The following is a 14,319-nucleotide window of genomic DNA, read 5'->3' on the forward strand; positions in this document are numbered from 1 at the left end:
CCGTTGTCGGCGAACCTTATTGGGAGGTTCAAAACTTTTCGGTAAATAACGCAAACGTTTACGGGCCTATTAAAGACGTGGCCTGGGTTAAAAGGCCAGGAACTACAGCTTTAATAGTTTTTGCTAAAGACTTTAGTGGACAAGACAAAGAGTTTCTTTTAGCTGGGAGTGCTACGAGTCCCTTCCAACAAAATTTTACTGTAAACTCAATCAGCACAACTGCTTTAGACGGAGCTTTAGATAATTGCGGCAATATAACTAACATAAATACAATCAATAATTACTACTACAACACAGTTAATAACAATACCACTATCAATCTGCCCCCATTGCCGACCGTAGAACCCCCAGAATTACCAAGTTTTGAATTGCCACGATTTGAACCCTATCAAACAGTCAGGCCTCTGACAGATTTAGACGATCCAATCGAATTACCGGAGCCGGAAGAACCACAACCCCCGGATTGGTACGATAACCCGCCTTGGTGGTACACCGCCGATCCAATCACAATCTTGCCCCCTGGTAGTGGTTCAATCACGGTATGCCCCCCAGCCCTGGAGCTATCCCCACAACTCGAATTTAAGATTGGGGAACTAAATCTCAACTTGTCAGGCCAGTTAAATGTGATAGCGGGACTCATAGCGGCCCTAAATGGAAAATTAGATTTAATCTTGGATGCAAACTTAACCTTAAAAGCAGAGTTGAATGCCCAACTATTTGCCATTGGTGGAATATTAACTCAAATTAACGCAAAATTAGAAGTTAATCCGCAATTTAATATAGATTTCAATCCAACCATTGACTTTAATCCTCAAATTGAAATTAGTCCAGAGTTTAATGCTGAAATCAATGCCAAGCTGGAGGCGATATTCAACATAATCAATAATTTCAATATTAACCCCCAGATAGAATTTAGTCCTCAAATTGACTTTAATCCTCAAATTGAAATCAGTCCAGAACTTGATATTGAACTGGCTGGAAAACTCGATTTATTGGTGTTGCTGATTCAAACCTTAGAAATTAAAGTTCCCCTGATAGAAACTGAAAAAATTATTGAGGTTCAAGTCGAAGTTCAACCCCCCACAGAAACCGTGACCCTAGAGGTAGTGGAGTGTGAGGAAGGGGAGGAACCCCGGCAAGTTTTACAACCGATTCAAACCTTAGTCGGTGCGGTTCCAGTCGAAGTCAGACAGAAATTTGCAGACACAGCGGCCAAGGCCCTGGAGGCCTGTCAAGAGGATGATGGGGCTGATTGTGAGGTGTTGCTTCCCAGCGACATCTATCAAGAGCTAAATGTCGAAAGTCAACTGATGATCCGCTTTGGCACGGAATACCAAAACACGACTGGTTGGCATACACAAATTCATATCCCTAACCCCATAGACGATCTTGACTGGTGTACTCACTTTGAAAGCCTAACCTGGGAACGGGGCCAGATAGTTGGTCGGGTCTATTTTGACCAGTCAGGAATCTATACAGGTGGTTATTTCAAAGACGAAGATGAAGCCCGGCGAGTGTTAGCGGACTTGCAAGCCTTGTCAAAAAGTCCCGTCACTCGTCCCTACCGGATCACGAAAGAAGGAAGCCCCAGGCGGAACCCCCAACAGCGATTCACTCGGGCCGTTCGGGCAGTAGTCGCAATTTTGGACAACCAAGGCAACGTGCTAGAAAAACGGTGCTATTGTCCCCCACCACCAGATAAACCCTGTTAACACTGTTCAGGAATTGGATTAAACGGATTCTCCTTAACGTAATAGCGGCTTTTGTCTTGCAACACCCAAAGGTGGCCCTTTCGCATCAATCTTCTTGCTTGATAGACGGAATAGTAGTTTTGTTCACACCACTTTTTTAAGGGCTTAAATCCATAATTAAGCGGTTCTGTAATCGGAATTTTTGGGGTTAATTCTTCATAGACTTTAGGGTGTTTACAGCCACAAGGAAAATTAGAGCGATAACTGTTAGGCGTTGATTTATAAGCCCTACCTGTCTTTTTTATACATTTGCTTGTTTTTTGTGCCATATAGTAGCGGATAGTTAGTTCTGGCAATTTAGTTTTAGTGGCTAAAAGCCCCACTAAGCAAGGATTTAAGCTAATTTCAGAGTGACCCTATTCAAGAAACCCCAATGTTGAATCTGGAATATTTTGACGATGCCGGAACAGCCACAGAAGCCGGAGTTTTTATCCCCCTTGCAGCCCTTCCTGGCATTACCGCAGAAGAACTTGATGCAAGTGCGCCTGCTAAGGAATCCAAAGCAATTCTATCAATTCTCACGAAGGTCTATACCTACATTGCTGCCTTAAGCTCTCCAGTTCTAGGATTTGCGGTGAGCAAAACAACTCCTAGCGGTGCGGCTTTAGATGTTGTCAACCAATCCTTCAATGCTACGGTTAACTACCTGGTCAATCATGCAGCTAATACCGTTGGCCCCGTGCCTGTGCCTGGTTCTGGAAGCAATGCCGGTCTCGGTGGTTTGCCGATTACCAGTGTTTTTCCGAGTGCGGCCAAAATTGCAGCATCAGGCTCTGTCAGTGGGGCGGGAATTTTGATTCCGACTTCAGAACTCACCCCCTATGGTTCCCCGGATCAGGCTGCCATTAACGCCGGTGCTGATTCTCGGAGTTGGTTCTCAGCTTTGATGCTCTATCTAACCGATCAAGCCAGTGCGCGGACTGCTTCGGTGGCCAGTGCCATTGTTAGCCGTTCGATTGGATCTGCGACTGGAACCAGTTTTCCTGCCAGTTGGATTCAAGCCACTAATCCGGTTTCTGGAGTGCTGTTGGCTGATGTGCCAAAACGGTCTCTGATTACCCGGACTTTTTCCGTCACTATTCAGTTGCTCCTGGATCAGGCCACTCAAGAGTTTGATGTCCGCTCTGTCACTGCCTAAATCCTCTTTGGGGTGAAGCGAGTCTTTGCCCTTTGATTGTCAAACTTGCAACAAAAGGAATATCTATCATGGCTCCAATTATTAGCCGTCAAATCAAAGAATACTGGTCAGATCTAAGTGACAATAACGGTGCACTTAAATATCCAAAAGTTCGATTCAAAATTAAAGAGGGCAAAGAAGATCAAGCGGGTAAATGCTCCGACATTGAGTTGCCTGATTCTGTCTGTTCCCCTGCGAATCTGTTAAAAATGCGGGCTTTAATTGTTACCTATAAGTCCGGTGAAAAAATCCGATACCCCATTGATCGAGCGGCTAAAATCGTACTGTGCGTTAGAAGCCTCAAAACAGACCAAAATGTCATCTGTATTGATTTAGATGGGGAAGAATGGGGGATTGTCCCGCCCTCCTTAGCTGGCTATACGCAGAAAACAGAAGCCTACACTTTGCCAACTGGAGTGAAATCAGAAAAGGATACGGGTAGTTTTGACTACACTAGCGAAATAATGGGTAAAATTCGTTATAAGTTCGCTATTGAGCTTGAACCTAAAGCAATTTCAGATAAGGCGTTGGCTTGCCTAGAAAACGCTGGAGGAAAAGATGGCTGTACAATTCCAATTCCCGGATTTGCCCCCCGCTACGCTGTCTTAAAAGCTAATCGAGCCAAGAAAGCTGGTGAACTAACTGATCCGCTGATTGTCCGAAAGGCTCCTATTGCTTCAATTTCTAAGGTGATGCCTTGCATCAAAGATTTGGGTTCCCAGGGTCTTTGCATTGGCTATAAAGGTGAGTCAATCAAGAACTTGCAAAACTTAGTCGGAGACGCTGGCACTGATTTAGTTCCGACTGGGTGATGTAATGGGCAAGTATATTACTAAATATTTTTCTGATTTTGGCTTTGTTTATGGGCAAGTTGAAATCGAAGTGTATTTAGTAATTGATGGGGTTTCACAGTCTAGCTCCTACGATTTTGAAACTGCATTGCTTCCCCAAGTGTGGAGAAATTGGTGTTTAACTCCAGAAAAAATGAGTTCTTTAGGGTTAAGAGGGGTGTGTCAGCCTCCTTATGGCCAACTCAGGGAAGCTCAGTTAACCCTTGCAGAAGGCATGGAGTTAAGAATCCCAGTTCCTTGGAGAGGCAACGATAGCCGATTTACTCAGTTTTTTCAGGATGTCAGTATCAATTCCTCTGTTCTGTTTACCGCTATTAAAGGGGAAGTGATCGGGGCCTTTTTTACGGAGTTGCATAGTCGCTGATGGCTGTTAAACGCTATAAGGATTTTGTCATGCTCTATGACTTGGATTTTAATAAGCAAGTTGTAGGGCGTAACCGAATCTATAAAGAGCAGTTAAACGAGCAAATCCAAACCCCAATCACCTCCCTGGCCTTGGCTCGGACAATCCCCACAGAAACAGGAGACCCTTCGATTGATGCCCCTCTGAAATTAGCCTTGGAGCTAACGAAAAATTCTAATTTTGTTTGTCGGTACGTGCTTTGTTGTTTGGAGAATCCCTTTAATAAAGGGGGAATCAGTGAGTTTAGAGCTATTGTTCCCTATCGCCCGACTGACCCATTTCATAAGGCCCATGTCCGGCAAATTTTAGGTGTTTCCAATGTGGAGAGTGGAGTTTACCACGGGGAGGAACACAAAACCTTGGCTAAGTTGACAGCGTTCTTATGAGTCTCACTCTTTTATTTGATGACCTCACCAGTTTGGATAAGTCAGATAAAACTGAACTCTTTACCGGAGGTGATTATCTACTCTTTATTACGCCGGATTTAGAACCTGATGAGGGTTTAGAGTTTCCCTTGGGCTTTGTCGTAGAGCATGAAATTGAGTTTGTCACTTATCGGTGGCGTGTTCCCGGTGGTGACTTTGTAGATACTAAGGAAATTTTTCTGATTCCCCCTCAGTTAGCCAATAGTCCCTGGTATGCCGTGTTTGCAATCTTTGCGGAGTATCGACTAAAAGTCTATGTCAGCCATTGAATTTCAAGACTTGATTCACTTCACCAATTATGGCTTAAAGCTCAATTTTGGCCCCATTATTGCAGTGTTTGAGTTGTCCGGCCAGTTTGTTTTACAGCATTGGCAAGCGCAACCCAAGGGATTAAGGCATTTTGGTTATTTCAGTTTTCAAGATGGCAATCATAGTTATCACACCATTCCGTTTAATTTGTGTTCGGTTGAAGTGTGTCCTGAGCCGATTCAAATTGATGAGAAGGTTTATAAGACTGTGCCAACAGCGGTTAATTTATTCCGAAATTCTCAACTCATTAAGGATGGTGAGCAGTGGAAAGTCATGAAACTGAACGAACTTTAGACCGGCTAGAGCGTTCGATTGATTCAATTAAGTCCGATATTTCTCAGTTACAGAAGCAGGATTCCCGCCAACACACGATTCTGTTTATTTTGGTGGCTGCTTTGTTGGGGCTGGATGTTTCAAGGATTGCTTTGGTTAAATCAGTTTTGACCGGAACTCAGCCCATTCAACCCCAGCCTGTGCAAGAAATTCCTAACCAAAATTAAGGAGTTTATTTATGTCTGTAATTGATTGGAACAATCCTAATTCACGGGTTAGCAAATATTTTACGGTTGGGGAAGTCACCAATAATCAACCGGCCCGGATTCCGCCAGTTGGCCCCCACCGAGACAATGTGATCCGATTGGCCAGAGAGTTAGACCTGGTGCGCGAGGCCTGGGGTGGCCCGATTGGGGTGACTTCGTGGTATCGGCCCCCGGCAATTAACCGGGCTGTGGGGGGTGTGAGCAATTCCCAGCATCTAACTGGCCTGGCTGCTGACATTTACCCCATTGGCCGGAACGGCCGGGAATTTGAGGCCTGGCTAGACCGGATTTGGGTTTATGCATTGGGCTACGGGCAAAGTTCGGGCCGAGGGTTTACTCATGTCGATCTCCGACCTGGTCGGGCCCGCTGGCGGTACTAAAAATAAAAATTTACTTTGCTTTTTAGGTCGGATCAGGTCGGATCACTTTGAACACTAGGGAGGTGAAAAAATGGCTGAATTACAGAACTGGCAAGAGATTAAGGTACATCCCCGCTTAGCAAAGATGCTTGGCACGGCCCGGTATCTCGTTCTCAACCTTGCCCAAGAAAAAAAGCAATCTATCCCCCCGGAACAGTTAGACCTAGTGCTGGTGGGAGTCATGCGGCGGCGGTTTGAGAAGTGCCTGGGTGAATTGTGGGAGGAGGTGATCGCTGAGTTGTCTAAAGGCTCTTAGCGATTAACCAATCTTTCACAAGAATAACTATTAGGATAAAGTGCATTATTAGAACTGCAAAGAAGAGAACATCAACAAGCAGCCATCCGAAAAAAAACATATAGAAAGCAATCAAGAGAAAACCTATTAAACTAGCTATCGCTTGAATAATGCAAATGTTTTTTGATTGCAAAGATTTTGTCTTTTTTTGCAACTTCAGACTTACTGCAAAGAAAAGGAACGCAAGCACAACATCAAGTAGGGCTAAAAAGACACCAGCAGCAAAACCCACATTCGCAATTTGAGCAAATAGCATCTAAAGTCCTGATTTTTTCGGAGGTTGAAGAACAGCAAAGTACCACAAGACAATAACTGAAGCCCCACCTAAATTTCTGAGAGCGTTGCCACCCCAAACATAGATAGAAACAAGTCCTAAAACGACTGCTACTGTCGTAATTGTTAGTCTCATCAGTAGTCACCTAAATTATCGCGAGGGGGCCAGTTGTCGTCATATTGCGGAGGAGCTTCGTAATATCTATCAGTATCTGGAGGAGTAGTTGAAGGGTGATTATTTTCTTGAAACTCAACTTGATAGCTTATTTTAAGATTCCCTTTTCTCCAAGTTCCATCAGGAGCAAGAATGCGACAAAAGAACCCATCACCAAAAAGAAGTTTAGCGTCAGACCTACTTAAGATACTTTTTTTAATCTCGCTAAAGCTGTATAGCTGACCTTTATTAAAAAAAGTGCTACTACTCTCAAAAAGAAACTCATGAGAATCAAGTTCCATTTATTAAACCCCTGCTAAAATCTTTGTCCCTTCATAAACAACTTCTAATAACTCATCCCTAGGTAACTGCCTGAGATATTTCAAAGCCTGTTGCTTTGGTTCTTCACTTGGTTCAGGCATTGCACCTTCAAGTTGTTTAATCAATTCATCCAAAGTGTATCCGGCATCAGCAGCAATTTTAACTAAGTTCTCCCGCTCTGGAACATATTGCATGGTCTCCCATCCCTGAATTGTTGTGCCTGAAACACCCAAGGCTCGCCCATAAGCTCTGTAACTTCTAGTCCCTCGAGCTTGCTTGATGAGTACCGCCAACTTTTCTCTAGCTTTATATTCCATTTACACAAAGGTGCTAGGTGAACTTTACACATATCACTACTTTACACACTACACATACTTTAAGAACTTGACATTGACAAGGTGGTAGGGCAAGTGTAATTATTCAAGAGAACTTTACGACGACAAGTATGCAAAGCACGAAAATAAGCGAAAGACTCACTCTGTACCTAAATCCTGACCTGATCATTCAGGCAAAAATCCAAGCGATTAAGGAAAAAATCTCTGTGGCTGAACTGATTTCCAAGTTGCTCACCGAATATATTTCTTCAAAATGTTAAACCCTAATCACCGCCAGGAATGGCTAGACTCAGCGGTTTGTGAGGAGATCATAGACCGCAATGTTTGGAGCATCACCGACCCCTTGGAGGTGGATCAGCTTCTGAACAACAACACGGATCGGCGTTGGAAACACTCAGATCAACTTGTCCCAGGTTGGGCTGTGGCTGGAGTTGACCCTTTGACCGGGGAACAGTGGCTACTTGGGGCCCAGTACAAACCCGATACGCCCTTGGTCACTCATGACGGGAAAGCTCGCAAATACCTATCAGCCAAGGGTTACGAGACTTCCCCGCTATTTCTTGATCTGCATGATGGCTACTGGCAGCACGTCCTAAAGTCTAGGCTCTGGCAACCCATCGTGATCACTGAGGGGTCCAAGAAAGCCGGTGCGATCATGTCTCAGGGAACGGCGGCGATCAGTTTGCCTGGGGTGTGGAATGGACAAAAGAAAGGGGCCTTAAACCCCATGCTCAAACCCTTTTGTCAGGTTGGCCGGTGCGTTTACCTGTGCTTCGATAATGACCTGTTAGCCAAGGATACCGTGCAGCAAGCCCTGGATCGCTTGGGCCGGTTGATCGGCGTGGCTGGTGCTGTGGTCAAGGTGATGGTGTTGCCAGAGGGCAAGCTCAAAGGGATAGACGATTACCTGGCCAGCTTTCCAGAGACTGAACGGAAAGATCAACTCAAGGCCTTAATGGATGGGGCGATAGAGTTTGAGCTATGGCGTGAACCCATCCAGGAAAAACTAGAGGCCAAGTTTACCAATCGCTGCAACCTGGCCCAACGGTATCTCCAGGCCAAAGAACACTTAGGGGAACGGTTACGCCTGAATCAACTCACCACCGAGTTAGAGCTAGACGGTAAGCCCTTCGACCTGGACGAGTTGCAAATCCAAATGGCCCTTCAGTGGGATCTACAAATCCCCGATAACCAAGTGTTTAAAATCCTGGGTTCTATCGGCATGGATAACGCCTATTCCCCGGTCGTTAACTACTTGGATAAGGTTTGGGCCGAGTATCACCAGGACGTTAGCCCCGACTACCTGAATGACCTGGCCACCCGCTTCTTAGGGGCCGAGAAACAACTGCACAACAACTATCTACGGAAAACGCTGATCGGGGCCGTGGCTCGCGCCTATAGTCCAGGTTGCAAACATGACACAGCCTTGATTCTCCAGGGGCCCCAAGGCATCGGAAAATCTGAGTTTTTCAAACGGTTAGCAAGTCCGCAATGGTTTGATGACAGCCTGGGGAACCTTTCAGATAAAGACGAAAGGCTGAAACTTCATAAAGTTTGGTTTGTGGAGTGGGCCGAGTTGGAATCCGTCTTTAGGCGAAAAGACTTGGCCAGCGTTAAGAGTTTTCTTACCAGTACCAGCGACTTAATCCGTCCCCCCTACGGCCGAACTGTGCAGCGGTTCAACCGGGCCAGCGTGATTGTCGGTTCGACTAACCAAGATGAGTTTTTGGCCGACACCACCGGCAACCGGCGATTTTTGATTGTCCCGTGTCACCGGCGGGTCGCAACCGACCTGTTAACGGCCGAAAGAGACCTAATTTGGTGCGCCGCCGTGGCCGCCTATCGCCTGGGTGAGACATCAGAACTAAGTCATGCAGACAAGGAAGAATCTAAAGCTGAGAGTCAGGAATATCTGATCCGGGATCCTTGGGAAGATGCCATCTTGGCCTATGCCGAAAATCGGAACTGGGTGACTGTGGCTGAGGTACTCGATAACGCGATCCACTTAGACCTTGAAAAACGATCAAGGGTTGATGAGATGAGGGTCTCAGGGATTCTTAAGGGGTGTGGCTATTCACTTGGAAGGATGCGAGTCGGGGATAAAGCACTAAGGGTGTGGCGCAAGTGATCCGACCTGATCCGACCTAAAAACCAAACTAAATTTTTAATTTCGATAAGTTAGCCTGGCACTTGCTTTACTGACTTGACAGTGTTAACTCACTTGATGTACCTTAATTGCATGATTGGCTTTACTTTGCAAAGTTGATCGTCCGAACCATGACAACTAGGAGCTTATATGAATCAATCCCCTTTCCCAGGCGGGTTAATGCCCTCTATGCCCGGTAATTCCAGTGATGGAGCCGCAGCAATAGGGGCCCTTTGCACCGTACTCGGTGTCGGCTTTGGGTGGATGATTGCCCAGGAGCAAATGGCCCAGGCCAGGCCACCCGAGTCCCCAGGCCAGGCCCGTAACCCCTACCGGAATAACCGGGAGATAGCCACCGTGGCCGACCTGGAGCAGTGGGTACTAGAAAACCAGGCCCGCTTGCCTAATGCCCCTGTGGTACTGCGTCACCTGGCCCAACTGCCCGAACAGGCCTGCCTGGATCAACAGACCGTTCGTAACCTACTGACGGCATCTCGCTAATTGTTCACCGGCCTCGCCTTCGGGGCCGCATTTTTTTCTAGGAGCTAACCATGTATATCGTTAATGGCTACTTAATCCTTGCCAAAGGTCACTGGACAGATCGGGTTTATCAATGCCCTGAACTCGACCTCTGGAACTCGAATCTTGAGGAAATGAAAATCGAGATATTAAAGCAATCCCCTGGCAAATATCTCTAGAATTTATCGGCCCTGCCTTCGGGGCCTTTTCCCTTTGGAATGGCACAATGAAAGCAAACCTACTGTCACTCATTCCCCCCACCCTGCTTACTGTCCTAATCGCTGCTACAGCGGCATTGAGGTTTTATGACGCAACAGACTTCCCCCCACAATTCCCACCCCTCACCCTCAGACAATGGAGTTTCTGGGCCTTTCTGGCGACCCTCTTGGTGGCAATGGTGGATTTCGGCATTAAGTGGTACTTTGCAAATCGAGGAAGATATCGCGAGGCTGAAATACGAGAACAAGAAACTGAAAGAATCAAACGCTCGGCTAGACGAGATATGGCGATCCTTTCCTTCCTCGTCAACCCCACCGACACCAACAGAGAGCGACTAGAAGCCATCTGTCAGGAAATCGAACAATCAAATTTGGATTGAACCACGCTCAGGCCTCTCACTAGGGGGCCTGTTTTTTTTGTAATTTTGGAGGTTTAACTATGCCTAAGACTGACTTTAGAGGATCAGATGAGTTTTCTGAAATTTTTATGAATTTTATCAAGATGAGTGCAGGTATTCAGGTTTATTTAACCTTGGATACTTTGGACAGAAACGAGATTAAAATACTCAGAACTCTTCTTTGCTATCTGATAGAGGCGATTGAAGAAATGTTGTCTTATTTTCCCGGAATTGATAGCAAGGATGAGGATGTAATTGATCCCGACATTATTGACGAAGACGGCGACAGATTACCTTTTTAATTTTGAGGCCTTAGCACGCCGTTAAAAGGCTAGTTGTGCATGGTTAAGTCCCTTTTGCAGGGGGTGTTGCTCCTAGCATCCCCTCTTTTTTTTAGGAGCATTTATGGCAAAAACTTGGTTATCAACTGGAGAAGCTGTCAAAGCCCTAGACCTACCTAGGCACAGACTTCTCAGACTCAGACAAGATGGATTGTTTCAACTAGGAAAGCACTATCGAGTCATTTCTTACCGAAACGCAAGACGGCCAACCTATCAATGGCACATCAACAACTGTTTGAAAGCACTAAACACACCACTGGAGAAACGATGATGGAAGAAGATTTGATTCAAGAAATTGAAAAGTTTATAACCACTGTTTACAAAATGCGTGAATTGCAAAAACGCTATTTCCGCACTCGATCTAGGGGGGCTTTGGCTGAGTCTAAAAACTTGGAGAAACAGGTGGATCAGTGGATTGAGAAGCAGCTGAGCAACGGCATTATGCAGATGGAACTTTTAGATTAGGAGAAACGATCATGCATTGCGTAACTTGTAATGGAACGGGAGTAGTTTATAGAAACTTAAGCAGTTATTTTGGGGGAGAATCCTTACAGGCTTTTCACTGTCCTGATTGTAGTGGCTACGGTTTCATTCAAAGTGAAGAATGGGAGGTAGAGGACGATCAGGCCTCAACATCAGAGACTCAAAAGCCCGCTGATGAACATCCTGGCTAATCCAATGGTGGTAAGTCTCAGAGTGGGTTTGCACAGAATGGCCCATCTGTTGTGCAGCCAGGGTAATGTCAAGCCCAAAAGCCAGGGTTCTAATGGCCCAGGCATGGCGCAAATCGTAGGGCTTAAACGGCAAATGATTGGTGAGATAGCGGCTTGCAGCCCGGCCGACTTCAAGATTGGCACGATTCACATTGACCTGGGGCAAAATCACCTGAGACAGCCCGAACTGCTCAAACCACTCTGGATAGCACGGCCACACCCGCCTAAATCCAGTTTTAGTGTTTTCTTGAACTTCAATCACCATGGCCCCACTAGATATAGCGTCATAGTTCAACCTAAAGACTTCATGGGGCCGCAATCCGTAAGTTGCCAGCATCCCATAAACCCACTGCCAGGCCGGATTTGTGAACTTGCCCCAACACTCAGCAATCAAAGCATCCTCTGGAATCTCTCTGGGGGATGTTCTTTTAGTGGAATAATTACCGGCCAAGCCTTGAACGTCCAGAGGCAACTCAGCAAACTTGGACAAGGCCCCGATCACCATACAGGCCCGCTTTCGGGTTTTGGAGTTGATTGGCGTGGCATCAATCACCGAGCGCAACACATCCACACTGAGAGGCTGATCTCCAGGCAATAGCTTCAAGATTTTCAGATAGTCGCCTTTCCATGTGGTTTCTGTTTTGTCAGTGCGCTCTCTGGTGGTGAAGTAGTGAGTCTCAAACCGTGTGATCCAGTCTGAAATTAACTCTGATCGGGTTTGTTTCTGGTATTTCTCCCAAGTAAAGCTATTTTCTGCCAGCATGACCCCAACCTTACGAGCTTCTTTCTCAGCAAAACTCACCCCGGCCGGATTTGCCATGACCCCTAACGCTATCCGTTGCTGGTGCGCTGGCCTATCCCCTGATTTACTCGGTAGCGTGGCCTGCAAATAAAGACGGTTCCCTATGGCCTGGATGCTGACCCCAACCTTGGAGGATTTAAGACGGCCGTTGGCCTGGTTTATACGTCCATCCATACCTTGCTTAAAGTTTGCTTACTTTTTCTGTTCTATCTGAAGCTATTTGTATATATCTGTAATGATTCACAGTTATTTACAAAGTCTATAAGCATTGATTTTACTGAGCTTTTAACGATTTTCCCAAAACAGAGAACTCATTACTTTTATAGCGTAAATATGGAGAGTAGGGAACTCGAATCCCTGGCCTTTGCGGTGCGATCGCAACGCTCTACCAACTGAGCTAACTCCCCAGGCCCCTGATGTGCAGGATCAATATTCTAATACACTGAGAAAGACTGAGCAATTTGCTGATAGCGATTTTCTACTTTTGGCCAGCGACCTTCTGGGGCAGACACACTGAGGGTAAACACCTTGCCCCGACTAACCGCGATGGTTGAGAGATTATGACGCTCTTGGAATTCACCATTAACAGTCGGGATTTGAACCAGGTATTCCAAAGAGTAATAGGTTTTGGGGCCAATTTCCGCAGCGGCGGCTGATAATAATTCCGCATTGCGTCCAGATTCCTGAGGAGCAATTACATTTCGGAGCAGGCGTTGCCCCACTTCTTCCGGGCTACCCAAATCCGTCAAGGTCTTATTGCTACTGGTTTGGCTGACTACGACACTAACATTTTCAGAGGTTTGAATGATGTCATGGAACACAACATCAGCGTTTCCAGAAACTTCCACTTGCACCCAACCCGTGGGATAGAGAAACTCATAGCCATCAATACTATCCACATAGGCCTGGAGGCCCGTAGCGGCATTGGCACCACAGCCACCCAGCATTAGGGCTACGACCAAAATGAAAACCAAAACAATCCGTTGCACCATAAAGCTGACCATGAGGGATAAACTGAGCATAAAACATTGAGGATCAGGGTTTCTAGCCAGAGATAAGTTGTCCACTTCCGTAATCTTGATATGGGCTGATTCTGGGTTGTCCCTCATTCAGCAGCTTTGGCTTTTGCACCTTGAATCGTCAAAACGGAACAATGGGCATGGTGCAGGACGTAGTTACTCACGCTACCCAAAAATAATTCACTCAATCCTTTTAGGCCCCGTCGCCCCAACACAATTAAGTCAGCGTCCCACTCGAAGGCCAAGTTACAAATCGCCTTACCCGGATCTCCAAGGGCCTGGGTAAATTCCGTTGGTACACCCGCCGCAGTGGCCATCTCTGTGAGATTTTTTAGTAAATCCAGGCCCCGTTGCTCAAAGGCTTCCCACTGTTCCGTATAAACCTTCATCACTTCTTCATGGAGCCCCACATAAACCCCAGTAGCTCCCGGTGCAGCAAAAATTGGATCTGGATAGGCTTCATTCATCGGGGACATGACATGGACAAGCATTAAGTTACTTTGATTGGCCTGGGCCATGGCAAGGGCTTCTTGAAAGGCCAGATCCCCTAAATCGGTTCCATCTACAGCCACGACAATTTTTTTAAACATGATGACTATCAATCCTCGCAAATCACAACAGCAACTATCCCAGTTCTACTTTAATTATCTGGTGGCAAAGGCACAACTTACTTCATATCGTTATCAGATTTGATAGGTTTCGCAAAGACTGTTTACAAAATTGAGAATTAATAAGGTGAGTTGAGGAGCTTCAGTGGTTTATGAACAGGTTAACAACTTACAACCAGTTTAAATCTGATTACATCGCGCTATCCAAGCTGTTCTAGAGCGATAGAAATCGTGAGGTCAGTGGTCATCAAACTTTTCCGAACTAATTCTTGTCCGGCTGGGAGCGGTCATAGTCCTTCAGAC

General features: G+C 46.0%; 23 protein-coding genes and 1 tRNA gene. 16 read left to right on the forward strand and 8 right to left on the reverse strand.

Annotation, left to right across the window (positions count from 1 at the left end; genetic code table 11):
* The first annotated feature begins 329 nt into the window (after window positions 1-329).
* Window positions 330-1,712: a hypothetical protein gene (locus tag RIF25_RS09385; RefSeq protein WP_322878285.1), complete on the forward strand. Its 1,383-nt coding sequence runs from the start codon at window positions 330-332 to the stop codon at window positions 1,710-1,712.
* On the opposite strand, the gene RIF25_RS09390 is transcribed toward RIF25_RS09385, so the two are convergent.
* Complete coding sequence (locus RIF25_RS09390; RefSeq protein ID WP_322878286.1) at window positions 1,709-2,074, reverse strand: hypothetical protein; 366 nt, start codon at window positions 2,072-2,074, stop codon at window positions 1,709-1,711. The two genes, RIF25_RS09385 and RIF25_RS09390, sit on opposite strands and share 4 nt — an antisense overlap.
* 50 nt (window positions 2,075-2,124) lie before the next feature.
* Between RIF25_RS09390 and RIF25_RS09395 the strand changes: the two genes are divergently transcribed.
* The 9 genes from RIF25_RS09395 to RIF25_RS09435 all read left to right on the forward strand — a co-directional run bounded on the left by RIF25_RS09395 (window position 2,125) and on the right by RIF25_RS09435 (window position 6,130).
* Window positions 2,125-2,889, forward strand: coding sequence for a hypothetical protein (locus RIF25_RS09395; RefSeq protein WP_322878287.1), 765 nt, complete (start codon window positions 2,125-2,127; stop codon window positions 2,887-2,889).
* Window positions 2,890-2,957: 68 nt separating this feature from the next.
* A complete protein-coding gene (locus tag RIF25_RS09400; protein WP_322878288.1) occupies window positions 2,958-3,740 on the forward strand; it encodes a hypothetical protein in 783 nt (260 codons plus the stop codon).
* A gap of 4 nt (window positions 3,741-3,744) precedes the next feature.
* Complete coding sequence (locus tag RIF25_RS09405; RefSeq protein WP_322878289.1) at window positions 3,745-4,143, forward strand: hypothetical protein; 399 nt, start codon at window positions 3,745-3,747, stop codon at window positions 4,141-4,143.
* Window positions 4,143-4,568: a hypothetical protein gene (locus RIF25_RS09410; protein ID WP_322878290.1), complete on the forward strand. Its 426-nt coding sequence runs from the start codon at window positions 4,143-4,145 to the stop codon at window positions 4,566-4,568. The genes RIF25_RS09405 and RIF25_RS09410 overlap by 1 nt, the downstream gene beginning before the upstream one ends.
* A complete protein-coding gene (locus RIF25_RS09415) occupies window positions 4,565-4,876 on the forward strand; it encodes a hypothetical protein (RefSeq protein ID WP_322878291.1) in 312 nt (103 codons plus the stop codon). Before RIF25_RS09410 ends, RIF25_RS09415 begins: the two co-directional genes overlap by 4 nt.
* Window positions 4,863-5,210 carry a hypothetical protein gene (locus RIF25_RS09420; protein WP_322878292.1) on the forward strand — a complete coding sequence of 116 codons (348 nt, stop codon included), beginning with the start codon at window positions 4,863-4,865 and terminating at the stop codon, window positions 5,208-5,210. The genes RIF25_RS09415 and RIF25_RS09420 overlap by 14 nt, the downstream gene beginning before the upstream one ends.
* Window positions 5,180-5,416: a hypothetical protein gene (locus RIF25_RS09425; protein ID WP_322878293.1), complete on the forward strand. Its 237-nt coding sequence runs from the start codon at window positions 5,180-5,182 to the stop codon at window positions 5,414-5,416. Before RIF25_RS09420 ends, RIF25_RS09425 begins: the two co-directional genes overlap by 31 nt.
* 11 nt (window positions 5,417-5,427) lie before the next feature.
* Window positions 5,428-5,835 carry a D-Ala-D-Ala carboxypeptidase family metallohydrolase gene (locus RIF25_RS09430; protein ID WP_322878294.1) on the forward strand — a complete coding sequence of 136 codons (408 nt, stop codon included), beginning with the start codon at window positions 5,428-5,430 and terminating at the stop codon, window positions 5,833-5,835.
* A gap of 70 nt (window positions 5,836-5,905) precedes the next feature.
* Window positions 5,906-6,130, forward strand: coding sequence for a hypothetical protein (locus RIF25_RS09435; protein WP_322878295.1), 225 nt, complete (start codon window positions 5,906-5,908; stop codon window positions 6,128-6,130).
* Here the strand turns inward: RIF25_RS09435 and RIF25_RS09440 are convergent.
* The 3 genes from RIF25_RS09440 to RIF25_RS09450 form a co-directional block, all read right to left on the reverse strand.
* Entirely contained in the window at window positions 6,117-6,425 is a 309-nt protein-coding gene (locus RIF25_RS09440) for a hypothetical protein (protein ID WP_322878296.1), read from the reverse strand. The two genes, RIF25_RS09435 and RIF25_RS09440, sit on opposite strands and share 14 nt — an antisense overlap.
* 152 nt (window positions 6,426-6,577) lie before the next feature.
* A complete protein-coding gene (locus tag RIF25_RS09445) occupies window positions 6,578-6,898 on the reverse strand; it encodes a hypothetical protein (RefSeq protein ID WP_322878297.1) in 321 nt (106 codons plus the stop codon).
* A gap of 3 nt (window positions 6,899-6,901) precedes the next feature.
* Window positions 6,902-7,234, reverse strand: coding sequence for a helix-turn-helix domain-containing protein (locus RIF25_RS09450; protein WP_322878298.1), 333 nt, complete (start codon window positions 7,232-7,234; stop codon window positions 6,902-6,904).
* A 271-nt stretch (window positions 7,235-7,505) separates the two neighbouring features.
* Here RIF25_RS09450 and RIF25_RS09455 point away from each other — a divergent pair, with 271 nt between their 5' ends.
* The 6 genes from RIF25_RS09455 to RIF25_RS09480 all read left to right on the forward strand — a co-directional run bounded on the left by RIF25_RS09455 (window position 7,506) and on the right by RIF25_RS09480 (window position 11,339).
* Entirely contained in the window at window positions 7,506-9,380 is a 1,875-nt protein-coding gene (locus RIF25_RS09455) for a VapE domain-containing protein (RefSeq protein WP_322878299.1), read from the forward strand.
* Between the two features lie 168 nt (window positions 9,381-9,548).
* The gene (locus RIF25_RS09460; protein WP_322878300.1) at window positions 9,549-9,899 is read left to right on the forward strand and encodes a hypothetical protein; all 351 of its coding nucleotides are present in this window, start codon (window positions 9,549-9,551) and stop codon (window positions 9,897-9,899) included.
* Window positions 9,900-9,949: 50 nt separating this feature from the next.
* Entirely contained in the window at window positions 9,950-10,096 is a 147-nt protein-coding gene (locus RIF25_RS09465) for a hypothetical protein (protein ID WP_322878301.1), read from the forward strand.
* A 47-nt stretch (window positions 10,097-10,143) separates the two neighbouring features.
* The gene (locus RIF25_RS09470; protein WP_322878302.1) at window positions 10,144-10,515 is read left to right on the forward strand and encodes a hypothetical protein; all 372 of its coding nucleotides are present in this window, start codon (window positions 10,144-10,146) and stop codon (window positions 10,513-10,515) included.
* Window positions 10,516-10,574: 59 nt separating this feature from the next.
* Entirely contained in the window at window positions 10,575-10,835 is a 261-nt protein-coding gene (locus tag RIF25_RS09475; RefSeq protein WP_322878303.1) for a hypothetical protein, read from the forward strand.
* Between the two features lie 255 nt (window positions 10,836-11,090).
* Window positions 11,091-11,339 (forward strand): hypothetical protein, encoded by a 249-nt coding sequence (locus RIF25_RS09480; protein WP_322878304.1) that lies wholly within the window; start codon window positions 11,091-11,093, stop codon window positions 11,337-11,339.
* A 123-nt stretch (window positions 11,340-11,462) separates the two neighbouring features.
* On the opposite strand, the gene RIF25_RS09485 is transcribed toward RIF25_RS09480, so the two are convergent.
* The 4 genes from RIF25_RS09485 to RIF25_RS09500 form a co-directional block, all read right to left on the reverse strand.
* On the reverse strand, window positions 11,463-12,563 hold the full coding sequence (locus RIF25_RS09485; RefSeq protein ID WP_322878305.1) for a site-specific integrase: 1,101 nt from the start codon (window positions 12,561-12,563) through the stop codon (window positions 11,463-11,465).
* A 160-nt stretch (window positions 12,564-12,723) separates the two neighbouring features.
* Window positions 12,724-12,796: transfer RNA gene (locus RIF25_RS09490), tRNA-Ala, on the reverse strand.
* Window positions 12,797-12,823: 27 nt separating this feature from the next.
* Window positions 12,824-13,411 (reverse strand): photosystem II reaction center PsbP, encoded by a 588-nt coding sequence (gene psbP, locus RIF25_RS09495; protein ID WP_322878306.1) that lies wholly within the window; start codon window positions 13,409-13,411, stop codon window positions 12,824-12,826.
* 83 nt (window positions 13,412-13,494) lie between these two features.
* Complete coding sequence (locus RIF25_RS09500; RefSeq protein WP_015122939.1) at window positions 13,495-13,998, reverse strand: universal stress protein; 504 nt, start codon at window positions 13,996-13,998, stop codon at window positions 13,495-13,497.
* Window positions 13,999-14,319: the final 321 nt, after the last annotated feature.

Origin of the sequence: Pseudocalidococcus azoricus BACA0444, from assembly GCF_031729055.1 — a bacterium.
GTDB classification, from domain to species: domain Bacteria; phylum Cyanobacteriota; class Cyanobacteriia; order Thermosynechococcales; family Thermosynechococcaceae; genus Pseudocalidococcus; species Pseudocalidococcus azoricus.